Origin of the sequence: Enterococcus sp. DIV1411a (assembly GCF_050531945.1) — a bacterium.
Classification (GTDB): domain Bacteria; phylum Bacillota; class Bacilli; order Lactobacillales; family Enterococcaceae; genus Enterococcus_B; species Enterococcus_B faecium.
In genome coordinates, this window is record NZ_CP172892.1 from 2,107,559 (window position 1) to 2,124,685 (window position 17,127).

At 38.5% G+C, this 17,127-nt stretch carries 17 protein-coding genes and 1 other annotated feature; of the genes, 5 read left to right on the top strand and 12 right to left on the bottom strand.

From position 1 onward, the window contains the following. Positions 1–14 precede the first annotated feature (14 nt). On the top strand, positions 15–980 hold the full coding sequence (gene nrdF, locus IGJ87_RS10220) for a class 1b ribonucleoside-diphosphate reductase subunit beta (protein ID WP_002287792.1): 966 nt from the start codon (positions 15–17) through the stop codon (positions 978–980). An 88-nt stretch (positions 981–1,068) separates the two neighbouring features. Here the strand turns inward: nrdF and IGJ87_RS10225 are convergent, their stop codons facing one another. The 3 genes from IGJ87_RS10225 to nagB all read right to left on the bottom strand — a co-directional run bounded on the left by IGJ87_RS10225 (position 1,069) and on the right by nagB (position 4,187). After that, entirely contained in the window at positions 1,069–2,208 is a 1,140-nt protein-coding gene (locus tag IGJ87_RS10225) for an AI-2E family transporter (RefSeq protein WP_002298514.1), read from the bottom strand. A 309-nt stretch (positions 2,209–2,517) separates the two neighbouring features. Continuing rightward, a complete protein-coding gene (locus tag IGJ87_RS10230) occupies positions 2,518–3,231 on the bottom strand; it encodes an MgtC/SapB family protein (RefSeq protein WP_002287788.1) in 714 nt (237 codons plus the stop codon). A gap of 254 nt (positions 3,232–3,485) precedes the next feature. Then, positions 3,486–4,187, bottom strand: a complete 702-nt coding sequence (gene nagB, locus IGJ87_RS10235; protein WP_430609348.1) for a glucosamine-6-phosphate deaminase — start codon at positions 4,185–4,187, stop codon at positions 3,486–3,488. Positions 4,188–4,420: 233 nt separating this feature from the next. Here nagB and IGJ87_RS10240 point away from each other — a divergent pair, with 233 nt between their 5' ends. Continuing rightward, positions 4,421–5,953 carry an ABC-F family ATP-binding cassette domain-containing protein gene (locus IGJ87_RS10240; RefSeq protein ID WP_002300319.1) on the top strand — a complete coding sequence of 511 codons (1,533 nt, stop codon included), beginning with the start codon at positions 4,421–4,423 and terminating at the stop codon, positions 5,951–5,953. A 190-nt stretch (positions 5,954–6,143) separates the two neighbouring features. Here IGJ87_RS10240 and IGJ87_RS10245 read toward each other — a convergent pair whose 3' ends face one another. Both IGJ87_RS10245 and IGJ87_RS10250 read right to left on the bottom strand, forming a co-directional pair. Continuing rightward, positions 6,144–7,346 carry an MFS transporter gene (locus IGJ87_RS10245; protein WP_002301341.1) on the bottom strand — a complete coding sequence of 401 codons (1,203 nt, stop codon included), beginning with the start codon at positions 7,344–7,346 and terminating at the stop codon, positions 6,144–6,146. A gap of 81 nt (positions 7,347–7,427) precedes the next feature. Beyond that, positions 7,428–8,117 carry a TVP38/TMEM64 family protein gene (locus IGJ87_RS10250; RefSeq protein WP_002301342.1) on the bottom strand — a complete coding sequence of 230 codons (690 nt, stop codon included), beginning with the start codon at positions 8,115–8,117 and terminating at the stop codon, positions 7,428–7,430. A gap of 187 nt (positions 8,118–8,304) precedes the next feature. Between IGJ87_RS10250 and IGJ87_RS10255 the strand changes: the two genes are divergently transcribed. Continuing rightward, positions 8,305–9,624, top strand: a complete 1,320-nt coding sequence (locus tag IGJ87_RS10255; protein ID WP_000202380.1) for an IS1380-like element IS1678 family transposase — start codon at positions 8,305–8,307, stop codon at positions 9,622–9,624. A gap of 281 nt (positions 9,625–9,905) precedes the next feature. Here IGJ87_RS10255 and rplL read toward each other — a convergent pair whose 3' ends face one another. From rplL to rplK, 4 genes are all read right to left on the bottom strand, one after another. Further along, on the bottom strand, positions 9,906–10,274 hold the full coding sequence (gene rplL / locus IGJ87_RS10260; RefSeq protein ID WP_002294588.1) for a 50S ribosomal protein L7/L12: 369 nt from the start codon (positions 10,272–10,274) through the stop codon (positions 9,906–9,908). Positions 10,275–10,326: 52 nt separating this feature from the next. After that, positions 10,327–10,830 (bottom strand): 50S ribosomal protein L10, encoded by a 504-nt coding sequence (gene rplJ, locus IGJ87_RS10265; protein ID WP_002291634.1) that lies wholly within the window; start codon positions 10,828–10,830, stop codon positions 10,327–10,329. Between the two features lie 119 nt (positions 10,831–10,949). Beyond that, positions 10,950–11,077 (bottom strand) — a sequence feature (ribosomal protein L10 leader region). 78 nt (positions 11,078–11,155) lie between these two features. Further along, on the bottom strand, positions 11,156–11,845 hold the full coding sequence (gene rplA, locus IGJ87_RS10270; protein WP_002294587.1) for a 50S ribosomal protein L1: 690 nt from the start codon (positions 11,843–11,845) through the stop codon (positions 11,156–11,158). Positions 11,846–11,948: 103 nt separating this feature from the next. Beyond that, complete coding sequence (gene rplK, locus IGJ87_RS10275) at positions 11,949–12,371, bottom strand: 50S ribosomal protein L11 (RefSeq protein ID WP_002291638.1); 423 nt, start codon at positions 12,369–12,371, stop codon at positions 11,949–11,951. 342 nt (positions 12,372–12,713) lie between these two features. On the opposite strand from rplK, the gene sdaAB reads away from it, so the two are divergent. Together sdaAB and sdaAA are read left to right on the top strand one after the other, a co-directional pair. Next, on the top strand, positions 12,714–13,382 hold the full coding sequence (gene sdaAB / locus IGJ87_RS10280; protein WP_002294585.1) for an L-serine ammonia-lyase, iron-sulfur-dependent subunit beta: 669 nt from the start codon (positions 12,714–12,716) through the stop codon (positions 13,380–13,382). Positions 13,383–13,394: 12 nt separating this feature from the next. Next, positions 13,395–14,267 carry an L-serine ammonia-lyase, iron-sulfur-dependent, subunit alpha gene (gene sdaAA / locus IGJ87_RS10285; protein ID WP_002294584.1) on the top strand — a complete coding sequence of 291 codons (873 nt, stop codon included), beginning with the start codon at positions 13,395–13,397 and terminating at the stop codon, positions 14,265–14,267. A 90-nt stretch (positions 14,268–14,357) separates the two neighbouring features. On the opposite strand, the gene IGJ87_RS10290 is transcribed toward sdaAA, so the two are convergent. The 3 genes from IGJ87_RS10290 to nusG all read right to left on the bottom strand — a co-directional run bounded on the left by IGJ87_RS10290 (position 14,358) and on the right by nusG (position 17,059). Next, positions 14,358–15,458: a lactate oxidase gene (locus IGJ87_RS10290; protein ID WP_002301343.1), complete on the bottom strand. Its 1,101-nt coding sequence runs from the start codon at positions 15,456–15,458 to the stop codon at positions 14,358–14,360. Between the two features lie 91 nt (positions 15,459–15,549). After that, entirely contained in the window at positions 15,550–16,437 is an 888-nt protein-coding gene (locus IGJ87_RS10295) for an alpha/beta fold hydrolase (RefSeq protein WP_002294581.1), read from the bottom strand. A 76-nt stretch (positions 16,438–16,513) separates the two neighbouring features. Then, positions 16,514–17,059 (bottom strand): transcription termination/antitermination protein NusG, encoded by a 546-nt coding sequence (nusG, locus tag IGJ87_RS10300; RefSeq protein WP_002294580.1) that lies wholly within the window; start codon positions 17,057–17,059, stop codon positions 16,514–16,516. Positions 17,060–17,127: the final 68 nt, after the last annotated feature.

Here is a 17,127-nt window from a genome sequence, read left to right on the forward strand (position 1 = left end):
AAAGGAGCATTCTCATGTCAGAAACATATTATGAAGCAATAAACTGGAATGAAATTGAAGATATCATTGATAAATCCACTTGGGAGAAGCTGACAGAGCAATTTTGGCTAGATACACGTATCCCACTTTCAAATGACCTAGATGATTGGCGTACATTGTCTCAATTGGAAAAAGATACAGTAGGACATGTATTTGGCGGTTTGACACTGCTAGATACTGTCCAATCTGAAAGTGGCATGGATCAGTTGCGTAAAGATGTCCGCACTCCCCATGAAGAAGCCGTTTTGAACAATATTCAATTCATGGAATCCGTTCATGCCAAAAGTTATTCTTCTATTTTTAGTACACTGAATACGAAAAAAGAAATCGAAGAAATTTTTGACTGGACAAATACGAATCCTTATCTGCAAAAAAAAGCTGAGCGTATCAATGAAATCTACAAACACGGTACACCGCTAGAAAAGAAAATTGCCAGCGTCTTTTTAGAAACATTCTTGTTCTATTCAGGTTTTTATACTCCTCTTTATTATTTAGGAAACAACAAATTGGCTAACGTAGCAGAGATCATCAAACTAATCATCCGAGATGAATCTGTACATGGAACCTACATCGGTTACAAATTCCAATTAGGATTCAACGAGTTACCTGAAGCAGAACAAGAAACGTTAAAAGACTGGATGTACAATCTTCTTTATGAGCTTTACGAAAACGAAGAACGTTATACAGAAGAATTATACGATCCAATCGGCTGGACAGAAGAAGTCAAGACATTCCTACGCTATAATGCCAACAAAGCATTGATGAACTTAGGGATGGATCCACTCTTTCCAGATACTGCCAATGATGTCAACCCAATCGTAATGAACGGGATTTCAACAGGCACAAGCAACCATGACTTCTTCTCACAAGTCGGAAACGGCTATTTGTTAGGTCATGTAGAAGCGATGAAAGACGACGATTATTTGATTGGATTGGAATAAGGATTTATTTTAATTCAAAAATTTTTCGAAAAATAAAAAGAGTTTAGCGTACAGATATTTTAAATGTACACTGAACTCTTTTTTATGCTTATTCACTTGTTTCTTCCAGCACTTTTGGACTGTCTAACTTTTCCGAAACATGTTCCATTCTTCTCAATAAATAGATTTTCCGGATATTTAATATTATCGTCTTAATCACTGCATAGACAGGTATGCAAATCAGCATGCCTAATATTCCTGCGACACTTCCTGCTCCAATCAATACCAAGATGATCGTCAAAGGATGGATATTCATTGATTTCCCAAATAACAACGGCTTGATCAAATTTCCATCTAATTGTTGGATCACTAAAATCGACAACGCCATATACAAAGCTTGAAATGGAGAGATAAACAAACCGACAATGATTGCTGGTACCGCTCCAATAAAAGGGCCGACATACGGGATAATATTCGTGATTCCGCAAATGACCGCAAGCAACAAGCTATAAGGCTGATCGAATATTCTCATTGCCAAAAAGCTCATTACACCAATAATCAAAGCATCTAAGATCGTACTGCTGATATAGGCAGATAATGTTTCGTTTAATTCTTTTACCGTTTGGCGTAACTCTTTACGAATCGCTTTCGGAAAGAAGTGAGACAACGCATCAATAAATTTGTGCCCATCCTTGAACATAAATAGCAAAATAAATGGAACGGTAAATAACAAAATAAAAAATTGCATCATAAATGAAATGATTTTTGAGACACTTGCAGATAAACTGACTAATATGATATTGAACAAATTACTAAGAGATAAATTTGCTGATGCTAATTGTTCTTCCAAATTGAAATTTTTAAACTCTTCCCGCTGCGCCAATTCATTTAACCATTTGCTTGTTTCATCTGCATACGTTGGCAAGCTCTGGGTCAATTGAATTGTCTGTTCCATTAACTGAGGCACTACATTCATGACAGTTAAAACAACTAAAATGATTACGACCAAAAACGTCAATAAAAAACCGAACACTCTCGGGATCCGATGCTTTTCGAGAAAAACAACGATTGGATCGAACATATAATAGATAAAACCAGCAACAAGCAATGGTAAAAAAATAGCCGAAAGCATTTTCAATATTGGACTAAAAATATTCGGCATTTGTAAAATAAAGTACACGCCGATGATCGTGAGTACTAGCTCCACTGTCCAGAAAAATAATTTTGATTGTTTAAAACGTGATTGCATACATCTCCTCCAAGGTCCTTTGATACTTCTATTCTATCATTTAACAAAGAGTTACGCGCTGAGATTTTCATTTGCTTAAAAAAAACAAAAAAAAATAAACATATTTTAATGAGTAGACGAGTACTTAAACAAAAACACGGTTTGGAGTAGTGACAAAAATTATACTGCAGTCCCTTTTTCCAAATAAACGGTGTTCAAAAGCTTGCATCTTCGTAATAAGCCCAGCCAAACGAAAAATATAAGGAACTATTTTTATTTGGCTGGGCTTATTACTTGATGTAGGACATCTATTTTACAACCTCAGATCATTTATTGCGCAATACTGACTAAATGCAACTTTGTGATATTTTTGTGTACGGACAACTCCTCGATCACATCGGCATAAGTGAGCCCTTTTGGAAGATCAATCGTATAGATATTTTTGTACACTCGGTAGTCATCAACGAATTTTACGTCAAAATTCACATCTTCGATTACGATATTTTTCTCTTCAAAATAATCGGTAAGAAAATCTTTGGTTTCTTTTCTATGGATAAATTGGATTTCTAACTTTTTAGTCGTAGGTACATGGATCACGCGTTTCACTACTGTGAGTGCAATAGCAATCCCGATAAAACTGATGATCGCAATGGAATAGTAACCCATGCCGATGGCGATCCCTAATCCAGCAATTGCCCATAAAGAAGCGGCAGTCGTAAGTCCCGTCACCGATTGTTTCGTGACGATGATCGTTCCCGCGCCTAAGAAACCGACACCACTCACCACTTGAGCAATCAGCCTTGCTTCATCTGAACGAATCGTTCCAGCAAGCTGTGGATACTCTAAAGCATCTCTTAATGCACCACTAGCGATCTCAACTTGGATCAATGCAATGATACATGCACCCATACAAACTAAAATATGCGTACGCATACCTGCTGGACGATTTTTATATTGTCGTTCAAAACCGATTGCTCCGCCAAATAGCATAGCGATCCCTAAACGTAAAATAATCTCTGGAATTGTCAATACCATATCATTCATCTAAACACCCTCCAGTCCAATATATCATGTCTGAAAGGAGCAGACAAAAAAAGTGCAATTTTTACCTTTTACGAAAAAAGGACTATGACAAAATTTTTGTCATAGTCCTTTTTATGAATAAACGGTGTTCAATCAGCTGACCCTCGGTATTAGCTCAACAAACGGCAAAATATGGGGAGCTATTTTTCCTTTGTCTTCTCTAATACTCAGGTCAAAACGCTGATCTCACAACCTCTTTAGCCTACTATTGAAAATTACAACTTACTTGCTGCTTCTTCATCGATGATCACAACAACATTGTCGTGGTTTTGCAATACACTTGCTGGTAAATGATTCGTTACAGGTCCTTCAATCATCCCTTTGATTGCATCAGCTTTGCTTTCGCCAAATGCCATCAAGACGATTTCTTTACTTTTCATAATTGAACCGATTCCCATTGAAACAGCTTTTGTTGGTACATCTTCTGCTTTATCGAAGAATCGTTTGTTTGCATTGATTGTTGATTCTGTTAAGTCAACTACTGAAGTCGTTCCGTCAAATGAAGCACCAGGTTCATTGAAACCGATATGTCCATTTTGCCCGATTCCTAAGATTTGGATATCGATTGGATGTGCATCGATGATTTGATCATACTTTTTGCATGCTGCTTCCAGATCTTCTGCTTTTCCATCTGGTACAAACGTTTCTTTGAATGGTTTTTTATCAAATAATTGGACATCCATGAAATGACGGTAGCTTTGTTCATCTGAACCGCCTAGTCCAACGTACTCATCTAAGTTTACAGAAGTCATTTCACTGAAATCCAAATCGCTTGAAGTCATTTCTTTATATAAAGTAACTGGTGTGCTTCCTGTTGCCAATCCTAATACTTTTGCACCTTTGTACATACCTTCTTTGATGATTTCAAATGCTTTTTTTCCGCCTTCTTCAGCGTTTTTTACACGAATGATTTCCATAGTGATTGCTCCTTTGTATTTTGGTATAGCCCAATTATAGCATTCTTTTTTTCTTTTTACAATAATTAGTATAGACCAAATTGAATTTTTTTCATTTTCTTGACAATAAATAGGAATCCGTGTTAGGTTTCATAAGATGGTTCAATCAAACAATCCATGTTGCATGAAAATCAAGCAAGTGATTCACTGTGGACGCTTTATGTCTGCAGTTTTTTTATGAAAAAGGAGTTATTATGAGTATACTGACATTAAACAACATTACCCAGCAATTTGGCGACAAAATCCTCTATGAAGGTGTCGATCTGCAATTAAATGCTGGCGAACATCTTGGGCTGATTGGACAAAACGGAGCCGGCAAAAGTACATTGATTAAAATCATCACTGGTGAGATCTTACCAGATGACGGACAGATCCATTGGCAAAAAAATATTCACAAAGGTTACCTCGATCAATATGTGGAAGTCGATGAAACATTAACAATCGAAGAATTTCTAAAAACTGCGTACACAAAAGAATACGAAAAGGAAGAAAAAATTGCTTTTCTTTACCAAACATATAGCGAGACCTTCGATGATTCCTTGCTGGAAAAAGCTGGGAAACTCCAAACGGAATTAGACCAAGGAGTGTTTTATCAAATCGACACCTTAGTTGCTGAGATGAGCAGCGGGTTGGGGATCGATGTCTTAGGTTTAGATTCACTGTTGAAAAATCTAAGTGGTGGACAACGTTCAAAGGTGATTTTAGCAAAACTACTTTTAGAAAACCCAGATGTTCTGATCTTAGATGAACCAACCAATCACTTAGATGATCAGCATATCCAATGGCTGACGCAGTTTCTTCAGGATTTTGACGGTGCGTATATCGTGATTTCCCATGACCAAGAATTTCTTGATCAGATCACCACCCATATCGCAGACATCGAGTTTGGAAAGATTACTAAGTATACTGGCCATCTAAAACAAGCATTGAAACAAAAGGAACAAAATCGCGAAAGCTATTTGCGCCAATATCATGCTCAACAAAAACAAATCGAAAAGACCGAAGCTTATATTCGAAAATACAAAGCCGGTTCCCGATCAACGATGGCAAAAAGCCGACAAAAACAATTAGATAAAATCGAACGGCTGACGCCTCCAGCTTCAGCAAGTAAAGCTGTCTTTGATTTTCCATTCTCGCCTATTGTCACGACATTAGCAGTGGAAACAACTGATTTAGTCATCGGATATGATCGACCGCTACTTGCACCCATCAATTTGACCATCCGCTTTGGTGAAAATATTGCTATTCGAGGCTTCAACGGGATTGGAAAATCTACTTTATTAAAAACACTGATCGGTGAGATTGAAAAAATAAGTGGCGATTTCCACTTCCCAGATAACACAAAAATCAATTACTTTTCACAAGATCTGTACTGGGAAAATCCATTAGAAACACCACTACAATATTTAAGCAGTCAATTTCCAAAAGCGACTATCAAAGAATTACGTCGCCAACTAGCTAAAGCAGGGTTAGTTAATCAATTAGCAAGTGAACCTCTCACTACATTAAGTGGTGGGGAACAAACTAAGGTAAAACTTGCACAGTTGACAATGAACCAAGGTAATTTACTGATTCTCGATGAACCGACGAACCATATCGATCAAGAAACGAAAGAAAGCTTACAAGACGGGATACAGAAATTTCCAGGAACAGTAATCATCGTCTCTCATGAACAAGAATTTTATCAAGATCTTGTGCAACGAGTCATTGAGATTGAACCAAAATAAACGTTTGATTGAATAGTTGAAAAAAAGGAGCTGTGACAAAAGTTTTGTCACAACTCCTTCTTCTGAATAAATGGTGGCCAATTAGCTGACCTTCGGTATTAGCTCAAAAAACGGCAAAATATGAGGAGCTATTTTTATTTGGCTATTCTTATTACTTGATGCAGAACAGCTTTTCACAACCTCTTTTCGTCTATTTTTTATTTTCGAGATTTCTCTTTCCTTTAAAAACAACTGTTTGAAAGAAGAACGCACATCCTTGAAAAACAAGCCCGCTAACCGTTACACCTAACCAGCCATACTGCTGCCACATTGTCGTCCCTAGCAATGAACCAGCCGCACCTCCAATAAAGTACATAAACATAAATACAGTATTATTTCGGTTGCTTGCTGCTTCACCTAGCCCTTGTACTCGTGTTTGATTGGCGACTTGACCAAATTGATTCCCGACGTCTAATAAAATAATAGCTAAAAGCAAAATGGCCAAATGGCTTCCGCCAACCAATAAAGCAATAAAGCTTATTGTTTGCATAACAAGTCCCATATACACGATTTTTCTTTCAGAATAAGAATCTGCCAGTCGTCCCACGATAGGTGCAGCAACTGCTCCAGACAAACCAAAAATCGCTAATATCCCTGCTTCGAATGTTCCCCAATTGTAGGCGGGACTGCTGATATAAAAAATCAACGTAGACCAAAAGATAGAAAATGTTCCAAACATGAAAAATCCACTGACTGCCGCTTCTCTTAATAGACGTTGAGAAGCAACTAAATGCGGCAAACTTTTAAGTGAATCAAGGTATGAAACAGCTGTACTACTTTGCTGGACAGAACGCGGCATTTTCCAGTAAAGCAGAAGTGTAAGAATTCCGACTGCACATAAAGCAAATAAATAGATCATCCGCCAAGAAAAAAGACTTGCAACAATGCCAGATACCGTGCGAGAAAGCAAAATCCCCACGAGTAAACCGCTAAGCAATGTACCCATGACCTTCCCTCTTGCTTTTGGTCCCGCTAATACCGCACCATAAGGAATGATGATCTGTGGTACGATTGAAAGTAACCCAATCAAGAAAGAAGCGCATGCAAATAACGTAAACGAAGGCGCAAAAAAAGCGGCCAACAGAGAGACGGCAGATAACGCTGCCATTCGAATGATCAATTTTGGACGATCCACCACGTCCCCTAAAGGAACTAAAAACAGTAACCCTAACGCATAGCCTAATTGGGTCAACATCGTCAATATCCCGACTGCACTTGTGCTAACAGATAAGCTTGCTGCTACTTTCGTTCCAATCGGCTGGATATAATACATATTGGCAACAACAACGCCACAAGTGATTGATAATAGTAAAATAAGCGAAGTTGTTAAAGGTGTTTTTTCATTACTCTTCATTGATTTCCCCCATTTCCTATCTTAGTTTACAACTTATGGAAAAGATTGGAAATAGAAAAATACAACTATTCGCCACACTTATTATTTGTGCTTTTGTTTTCCTTGTTTTTTCTTGCGATCTTTATAAATAAAGACAACTAACCCTACTAGTACAGTAACACTTGCAACCAACATAACTGCAGTTTTATTATATCCATGAAACAGAGCTTCTCCACCACACGCATACAACACAGACGAAGGGATGACTCCAATCACGATCGACAATATGATTTGCTGTAGAGGCAATTTCATCGCATCTGCAGCAAAATTGACCATAGAAGATGGGATCACCGGTATCATGTAACCTAACATTACGCCTATTTTTGGATGTTTCATTTGCCGAATAGATTGCACCCAATGATTCGTTTCGGTTTTCTTATCTAAAAATTTCAATCGGTGCATCAAAAACACAGCGGAGATATTGCCCAAAGCATTCCCTAAAACATTGATACCTGCCCCAATAAACGGACCAAAGCTCAAACCAGCGATGACTCCAACTACTGAAGTAGGAATACCTGGAACAGCACACATCACCGCTGTCAATACGATCAAGAGTATCGATGCAAAAGTCCCATGCGAACGAATATGTGCGAGTAGCTCTGCCTTACTCGCTCTCGGATTTAAAAATAATTGGATGTCTGTCTGATATTCTAAATACAACCGATAGCCCACTACCAGTATCAGAATGATTCCCAACGTGATCAACATCAATCGGATTATTTTCTTTTTCATATTTCCTCCTGAAAAAAATCTATATTCATTAACCTGAATAATTCATACTTTTAATTAAAACCATGTGAAACTGCCTCACGGCAGCTTACAATTACTTTTTCATCTTCACCCGTTAAGTGATGAAAAAAGAACCCCTTTCTGCTATGGTTAAAGTGACTAAACCAACCAAAAGAAAGGAGTTCTTTTCATGACTAGCTTACACAAAAACCAAGTAAAATTCAATTCAAATATCACTATTTCTCATACAGGTGGTCAATTATCGAGTGATTCGGGTCTCGTCCTAGTGAAAGAGCTGATGAACATCTTTGGTTTTTCTGAACTGGCTAAGCAACACATTCACATTGAAGACGAACGAGCGTATTTTACTCATGACAACTTATCCATACTTGAGCAGTTCATTATGCAATTAATTGCTGGTTACTCAGCTGATTCTGCAGCTAATCTCCTGAGACAAGATCCTGTGTTTAAAGCTGTTTTAGATAGGAAAGAACTCGCTTCTCAATCTTCACTTTCCCGATTTTTAGATCGACTATCTGAGGAGAATATCCATGAACTTCAAGCTTTGAACCAAGAACTTATCGATAAAGCACGCCTCATCCGTAATGATACGGAATTAATCATTGATTTAGATTCGACCCATTCAGATACATTTGGTCACCAAGAACAAACGAATTATAATACACACTACCAAACCTATGGTTACCATCCATTGGTAGCTTTTGACGGATTGACTGGTGACTTCTTAAAAGCTGAACTACGTTCAGGAAATCAATATACATCAAAAGGCGTAAAGGAGTTTCTCACACCTTTATTAGAGCACTATAATCACTCTCTACCAAACACTGACATCTTGGTTCGTGGAGACAGCGGGTTCGCTACACCTGGTGTGTATGATTCGTGTGAATCAAAAAAGAGTCATTATGTTATTCGACTGAAGAATAATCGTAGACTAGGTCAAATAGCTGAGAAATCAGTACTTTATGGCGATAATCAAAAGTGGGAAGAACGAGAAGTTCAGTACTTCTCGACCACTTATCAAGCACAATCCTGGTCACAAAGTCGTCGCGTGTGTATACGCTCAACACGTGAAGCGGGCGAACTACTCTTTCGACATGAATTTATCGTGACGAATCTATCAGAAAATGTTTCTCCTGATACCATCTTTTCTATCTATGCCAAACGTGGCACAATGGAGAACTTCATTAAAGAAGCGAAAGCTGGCTTTTACTTTGACAAAACAGACAGTCCTCGCTTTTTGGAGAATCATGTCCGAATGATGCTCAGCTTGATAGCTTACAACTTAGTCAACTTCTTAAGAACGATTGGCTTTGAAGAAGTCCAAAAGGGAATGACCATTCATTCTATTCGATTGAAGTTTCTGAAAGTTGCTGGGAAATTAGTCCAAACGGGTAGACGAGTCTATCTCAAATTATCTAGTTATCATGTGTATCAGAATGAATTCTACAGGGTCTTTGCTCGCCTGAGGCGAGCCAGTCAATGGATCTAATCCAACAATCTAACGATTTTTTTACTGGGAAGTTATCCAGGGAGAAGTATGCTCAAAATGCCTTACACCCAAAATTTATTCCTCAATATTTTTGAACAGTGAATGTTTGAAGTAACTTTTTAGTCAAAATCAGTTGATAGGGATATTAGTGATACATATTTCAATAAAATGTGCCAAAGAATTAAAGCTATGAATTATTCAGGATTAAATAATAGTTTAACATAAAAACAAAAAAGCACCGAAATCCAACATAGGATCTCAGTGCTTCTAAATAGTAAAAATTATTTAACAGTTACAGATGCGCCAACTTCTTCAAGTTTAGCTTTCAATTCTTCAGCTTCTTCTTTAGATACGCCTTCTTTAACTGGTGCAGGAGCGCCATCAACTACAGCTTTAGCTTCTTTCAAGCCTAAACCAGTTGCTTCACGAACTGCTTTGATAACTTTAACTTTTTGGTCTCCAGCTGCAGTTAATTCTACAGTGAATTCTGTTTGTTCTTCAGCAGCAGCAGCGCCACCAGCAGCAGCTACAGCTACAGGAGCAGCAGCAGATACGCCAAATTCTTCTTCAATAGCTTTAACTAGGTCGTTAAGTTCTAGGATAGTTGCTTCTTTTAACTCAGCAACGATGTTTTCAATGTTCAATGCCATTATAATTTCCTCCGTTTAATTGTTCTTTTTTATTTAATGCTTTATGCGGCAATTAAGCTGCATCTCCATCTTCTTTGTCTGCCACTGCTTTGACAGCGTAAGCCACGTTGCGGACTGGCGCTTGTAGTACAGATAGCAACATAGATAGAAGTCCTTCGCGATTTGGCAATTTTGCCAATGCTGTGATTTCTTCCAATGAAGAGACTTTACCTTCGATGATACCGCCTTTGATTTCTAATGCTTTTGCTTCTTTAGCAAATTCGTCCATGATTTTCGCTGGTGCGACTACATCTTCGTTACTGAATGCAACAGCTGTAGGTCCAGTGAATACTTCGTCCATGCCTTCAAGGCCAGCTTTTTTAGCTGCACGTGAAAGAATAGAATTTTTGATAACTTTCATTTCTACGTTAGCATCACGAAGTTGTTTACGTAAACGTGTTACTTCATCAACTGTTAATCCGCGGTAGTCAACGACTACTACTGATGCAGCTGCTGTAAATTTTTCGCTTACTTCATCAACGATTGCTGCTTTTTTTGCGATAATTGCTTCACTCATTTTTGAGTTTCACCTCCTGAATTTTGATGGAAGAGTTTTTTGCACTGAAAAGGCAAGTCACTTTTATAGTTACTTTGCTCAACCAGTATTGTTCATCATCTCTTCACTTCGTTCATAGTGATTCACAATAAAAAACTCTATGCCACCGCAGACATAGAGGGACTATTGAATATATTCAATAAACGTCCTCGGTAGGAAATTAAGGCTTGATGCCACCTACTGTCTTCGGTACAAGTTAATTATTAACCTCAACTAGCTTAGCATGCTAAACTAGTTGAGTCAAGAATTATTTTTCAGTTGGATCAATCAACATTCTAATATTTAATTAGAAAGAAGCTTGGTCAACATGGATACCAGGTCCAAATGTTGTTGTGATCGTTACATTTTTCATGTATTGACCTTTAGCTGCTGATGGTTTAGCTTTTAGCAATACATCATGGATTGCTGCAAAGTTTTCAACTAATTTTTCATCGTCAAATGAAACTTTTCCGATTGGTACATGGATATTTCCAGCTTTGTCCACACGGTAAGTTACTTTACCAGCTTTCACTTCGTTTACTGCTTTTGTTACGTCCATTGTAACTGTACCAGTTTTAGGATTTGGCATTAAGCCTTTTGGTCCTAATACTCGTCCTAGACGACCTACAGTAGCCATCATATCAGGTGTTGCAACAACTACATCAAAGTCAAACCATCCGTTTTGGATTTTTTGAACCATGTCGTCGTCACCTACGAAATCTGCACCAGCTGCTTCAGCTTCTTTTGCTTTGTCTCCTTTAGCAAAAACTAAAACAGTTTGTGTTTTACCAGTTCCGTTTGGTAATACAACAGCACCACGGATTTGTTGGTCTGCTTTTTTAGGGTCTACGTTCAAACGGTATGCAACTTCAACTGTTGCATCAAATTTTGCAATGTTTGTTTCTTTTGCTAAAGCTACTGCTTCGGCAACAGGATAAACTTTACTTGAATCAACTTTTTTTAATGCATCTTGCATTTTTTTGCTCTTTTTAGCCATTTTGGTTCCTCCTTGATTGTGGTTATAACGGTTGTACCTCCCACGTGTTCTATATCTTTCAATATAGAGCCAACTGAGAAGCTGCTGTCTTAGGGTGTATAGATTATTCTACAGTGATCCCCATGCTTCGTGCAGTTCCTTCAACCATGCGCATTGCTGCTTCAACGTTAGCTGCGTTTAGGTCTTCCATTTTTAATTCAGCGATTTCTCTTACTTGATCGCTAGAAACTTTCGCAACTTTATTTTTGTTTGGTTCGCCTGAACCTTTTTCGATTTTAGCTGCTTTTTTCAATAGAACAGCAGCTGGCGGTGTTTTTGTAACGAATGTGAATGAACGGTCTTCGTATACAGAAATAACAACCGGAATGATCAAACCTGCTTGATCAGCTGTACGAGCGTTGAATTCTTTTGTGAATCCCATGATATTGATACCCGCTTGACCTAGTGCAGGACCTACTGGTGGAGCTGGAGTTGCTTTACCTGCAGGAATTTGCAATTTAACGATTTTTTCTACTTTCTTTGCCACGAGACATACCTCCTTAAGTCCGTGATGTGGTTAATTGGAGATGCATATTTCTCCTCCCACGTTTTATCTGATCTGAAAAAATCCAGACAAATAATGTGCAAAACAATGCACACTGGTACAGTATAGCAAATTTATTTGTTTTTTCAAGATTTTTTTCTGCTATTTTTACATTTTGCTTGAATAAACGCTAAATTTATTCTAAAAAAACAACAATTTTTCGTTCTCATTTCTTCTTTTATGTTACACTTGCGCTAGCATGGTTCAACAGATGAAAGCAAACAATAACACGGTTTTTTAGACCCTTGTACAAAGATTCCTACATAACAAAATGAGGTGGAGAAAATGAAAGATTTAAGGTATAGAAGTGTCTTTGATATTATTGGACCTGTGATGATTGGTCCAAGTAGCTCTCACACTGCCGGAGCTGCTAGAATCGGGAAAATCATACGTAGTATATTTGGCGAACAACCTGATTCTGTAGATATTTATCTATATGAATCATTTGCAAAAACCTATCGGGGGCACGGAACAGATATTGCATTAGTTGGCGGCCTGTTAGGGATGGAACCCGATGATGAACGTTTAGCTGATTCTTTGAAATTGGCATATGAAGCCGGTATGGAAGTCTTGTTTGTTCCTAAGAGTGAAAAAGCCGAACATCCAAACTCTGTAAAGATGCTTCTAAAAAAAGGAACACGAAAGCTTTCAGTCACTGGCATTTCGATCGGCGGTGGCAATATCCAGATTTCTGAATTGAATGGATTCAAAATTTCTTTAAGCATGGGTACTCCTACCTTGATCGTTGTCCACCAAGATGTTCCAGGTATGATTGCTAAAGTGACTAGTATACTTTCTGAGACCAATACGAATATCGGCACTATGACAGTGACACGGGAATCAAAAGGTGAAAATGCCATTATGATAATTGAAGTAGATGATCCTCAAGTAGAAGAAACGGTAAAAAGACTCAAACAGCTGCCAAATATCGACAGCGTAAATTATTTCGATTAAGGAGCTAAAAAAATGTTTTTATCGATTGAAGAATTAGTAGATCAAGCAAAAGCTTATCCAAGTGTAGCAGAATTGATGATTGCAGTTGAAATGGAAATGAGTGGCCGTTCCCGTAGTCACATCATCGAGATCATGGAAAAAAACCTCTCAGTAATGGAACAATCAATCAACGAGGGAAAAGAAGGTGTTACCTCCGTCACAGGAATTACCGGTGGTGATGCAAAAAAATTAGATGATTATTTAAATGAGGCAGACTTTTTAAGTGGAGAAACAATCTTAAAAGCTGTACGCAATGCTGTAGCTGTTAATGAAGTCAATGCAAAAATGGGGTTGATTTGTGCTACACCGACTGCCGGAAGCGCGGGTGTTGTTCCTGGTGTGCTGATGGCTGTCCGAGATCGGCTTGATTTGACACATGAACAGCAATTGGAATTCTTATTTACCGCTGGCGCTTTCGGGTTAGTCATCGCAAACAACGCTTCTATCAGTGGTGCAGAAGGGGGATGTCAAGCAGAAGTTGGTTCTGCAAGTGCAATGGCAGCAGCAGCTTTGGTTTGTGCAAAAAATGGGACTCCTCATCAAGCAGCACAAGCAGTAGCCATTACATTGAAAAATATGATGGGACTGATTTGCGATCCCGTTGCAGGCTTAGTTGAAGTCCCGTGTGTCAAACGTAATGCTTTAGGCTCTTCTCAAGCTTTTATCTCTGCTGATATGGCATTAGCGGGTATCGAAAGTGTCATTCCGCCGGATGAAGTCGTTGCTGCAATGTACCAAGTCGGACGTCAAATGCCGTCGATTTTCAAAGAAACAGCAGAAGGTGGCTTAGCTGTTACGCCAACTGCTAAACGACTTGCGGAAGAGATTTTAAATAAGAGGGCGTGATAAAGCTCCTTAATTTCGAGTATTAAGAGGTTAGTTATCTTCATAACAAAAAACGAAGAGAGGACTAGTTGTCCTTCTCTTCGTTTTTTATTAATCCATCAATTTCGTATTTTTTACTTCATCGATCGTTTTTGTTCCTGCAAGTTGCATCGTGATCGACAATTCTTTGTTCAGGTGTTCAAAAACAGATGTTACTCCTTCTGCCCCACCTAGATTCAACCCATAAATCACTGGTCGGCCAATCGCAACTAAGTCAGCACCACTTGCCAGAGCTTTGAAGACATGCTCTCCTCGACGGACACCAGAGTCGAAAATCACTGGTACACGTTTGTTGACTACTTCGGCAATTTTTGGCAATACTTCAAAGGAAGCAGGACCTCCATCTAATTGACGTCCACCATGATTGGATACCCAGATACCATCTGCCCCTGCAGAGATAGCGATTACTGCATCTTCTGGCGATTGTATTCCTTTTACGATAACTGGAAGATGGGTGATTTCTTTGATTGTTTTGATGTCATCTGGTGTCAAGCCTTGTTTTGCAGCTGCATAAATTTCTGCGATTCCTTTTCCTTCGCCATTACCACTTGCACTTTGTTCGCTATAAGCAGCTAAGTTAGGCATTGGTAATGGAAATTGGAATTGATTGATGACGTCTTCTTCACGGTAACCACCGAGCGTTGAATCTGCCGTTAAAATGATAGATTTAGCCCCTGCTTCTACTGCTTTGTTCAAAATGAACTCATTGAATCTGTCGTCTTTACTCATATATAATTGGAAAAACTGCGGTGCGCCTGGCGCTGCATCGGCTGCGTCTTTGATTGTCGTATTTGCATAAGTGCTGATGGAAAAGATTGATCCAGCAGCAGCTACTCCTTTAGCTGTATCAGCTTCCCCTTTTTCATGTGCCAATCCTTGGGCCGCTGATGGCGCTTGGATAATCGGTGTATCTAATTCAATTCCGAAAACAGATGTATGCAAATCGGCTGAGTCGATTCCGCGTAATATCCGTGGCATGATTTTCTTTGAATTAAAAGAAGTCGTATTTTCTTTCATCGTCCACTCATCTTCAGAACCACCGCGAATATAGCCAAAAGCTCCTGCTTCCATGCGCTCTTTTACACGACCTTCTAGTGAGGCAATGTTTACAATATCGATTGGATGTTCTTCATTACTTGTATGATAAGTCATAGTAGATCCTTCTTTCATCTTCTTGATTACATATAAATCATACTAAACTTACAAAAAGTAAGCAAACATTTACTCTCAGATACTTTTATCGCTATTCTTTCCAAATAAATCGACTTACAAGCTGATCTACTTCTTGGTTTTCATGAAGCATACTATGAGAGGCATTTTCACCTGTCACTACTTTTTCCTCTATTTCATTTCCGCGTTGCTTCAACAACGCATAGACCGCTAATGCACTGTTTAACGGTACTGTTCCATCACTCAAGTCTGTTTCATCTAGTTGACCAGCAATCAAGAAAAATCGAGTGGTTATAGGAATATTACCGATCATTTGCTGGTAATCTTGATAGCGGTTAGAAACAACAGCAGGCCCCTTTGCTAACTCATCTGTCAGAGACTGCGCACTATCATCGACAAAATCATTAAAAGGCGCGCCAATTGCTGTTAATGTCTGAACTTGTGGCAATGACGTATCCTGTCCATACGTTCCTAAATAGCGTAGTGCACTAACTCCTCCCATGGAATGCCCCACTATGTTGACTTTATCTATGCCGTAGTTTTCTTTCAGATACAAAAGACAAGTTTTGATCCATTCTGCTTGATTCCACTCGTTATTTTTATTATCTTCAAACAATACTTGGACCATCGGATTGTCTGCTTTTCCAGACAAATCTCCTGTTGCTTGTATTTGTCCATCTGTTCCTACTGTTAAAACCAATTCTTTTACTGCTTGCTGATTTTTTTCCAAACGCCGCAACATCCCTTTAAAGGAATTTTCTGTCCCGCTGTAGCCGTGGAAAAAAAGTGTTGGAATAGTGGTTTTTTCTATCACTTTACTGGATTCTGCCGTTTTTTCTTTATCAGAAACTTCAGTAGTATTTATCTTCGTCGTCTGGCAACCACTTAACGCAAACAAACTGATAAGGACTAAAGCTGCTGCAGTTGCACGTTTGCATAAATTTTTGATTGGTTCTGTCATACACCTCTTCCTTTCCATATAGAAAAAAGAAAGACTTGAAAGGCCAATCATATGATCGACATTTCAAGTCTCTTTATTAATCGATTTTATCTACTTGATCGAAATCAAGTTCTGTACTGGTTTCACGTCCAAACATATCGATGTTGACTTTCAATTTTTCTTTTTCTCCGTCAACTTCTGTTACTTGTCCTTCTAATCCAGCAAATGCGCCTTCGATGATTTTCACGACTTCGCCAACTTCTACTTCTAGATCATTTTGTCGCAGGCTCATACCGATAGAACGCAAGATATGATTGACTTCTTCTGGAAGTAATGGTGCTGGTTTGCTTCCGGCTCCGTGTGAACCAACGAATCCTGTCACACCAGGTGTGTTGCGGACAACATACCATGAAGCGTCTGTCATGATCATTTCAACAAGTACGTATCCTGGGAATGTTTTATGAACGATTTCTTTTTCTTTCCCATTTTTGACTTCAGTTTCTTTTTCTTCAGGAACAACGACACGGAAAATAAAGTCGGCCATTTTCATACTTTGCGCACGAGATTCGATATTTGCTTTTACTTTGTTTTCATATCCTGAATATGTATGCAAGACATACCAGTTTTTTTCAAAAGATTCCATTGAAGGCTCCTCATTTCATTGTAAAATAAAAAAACCTCAGTACACCCGAAGTTTTTCTTTCGCTTCAT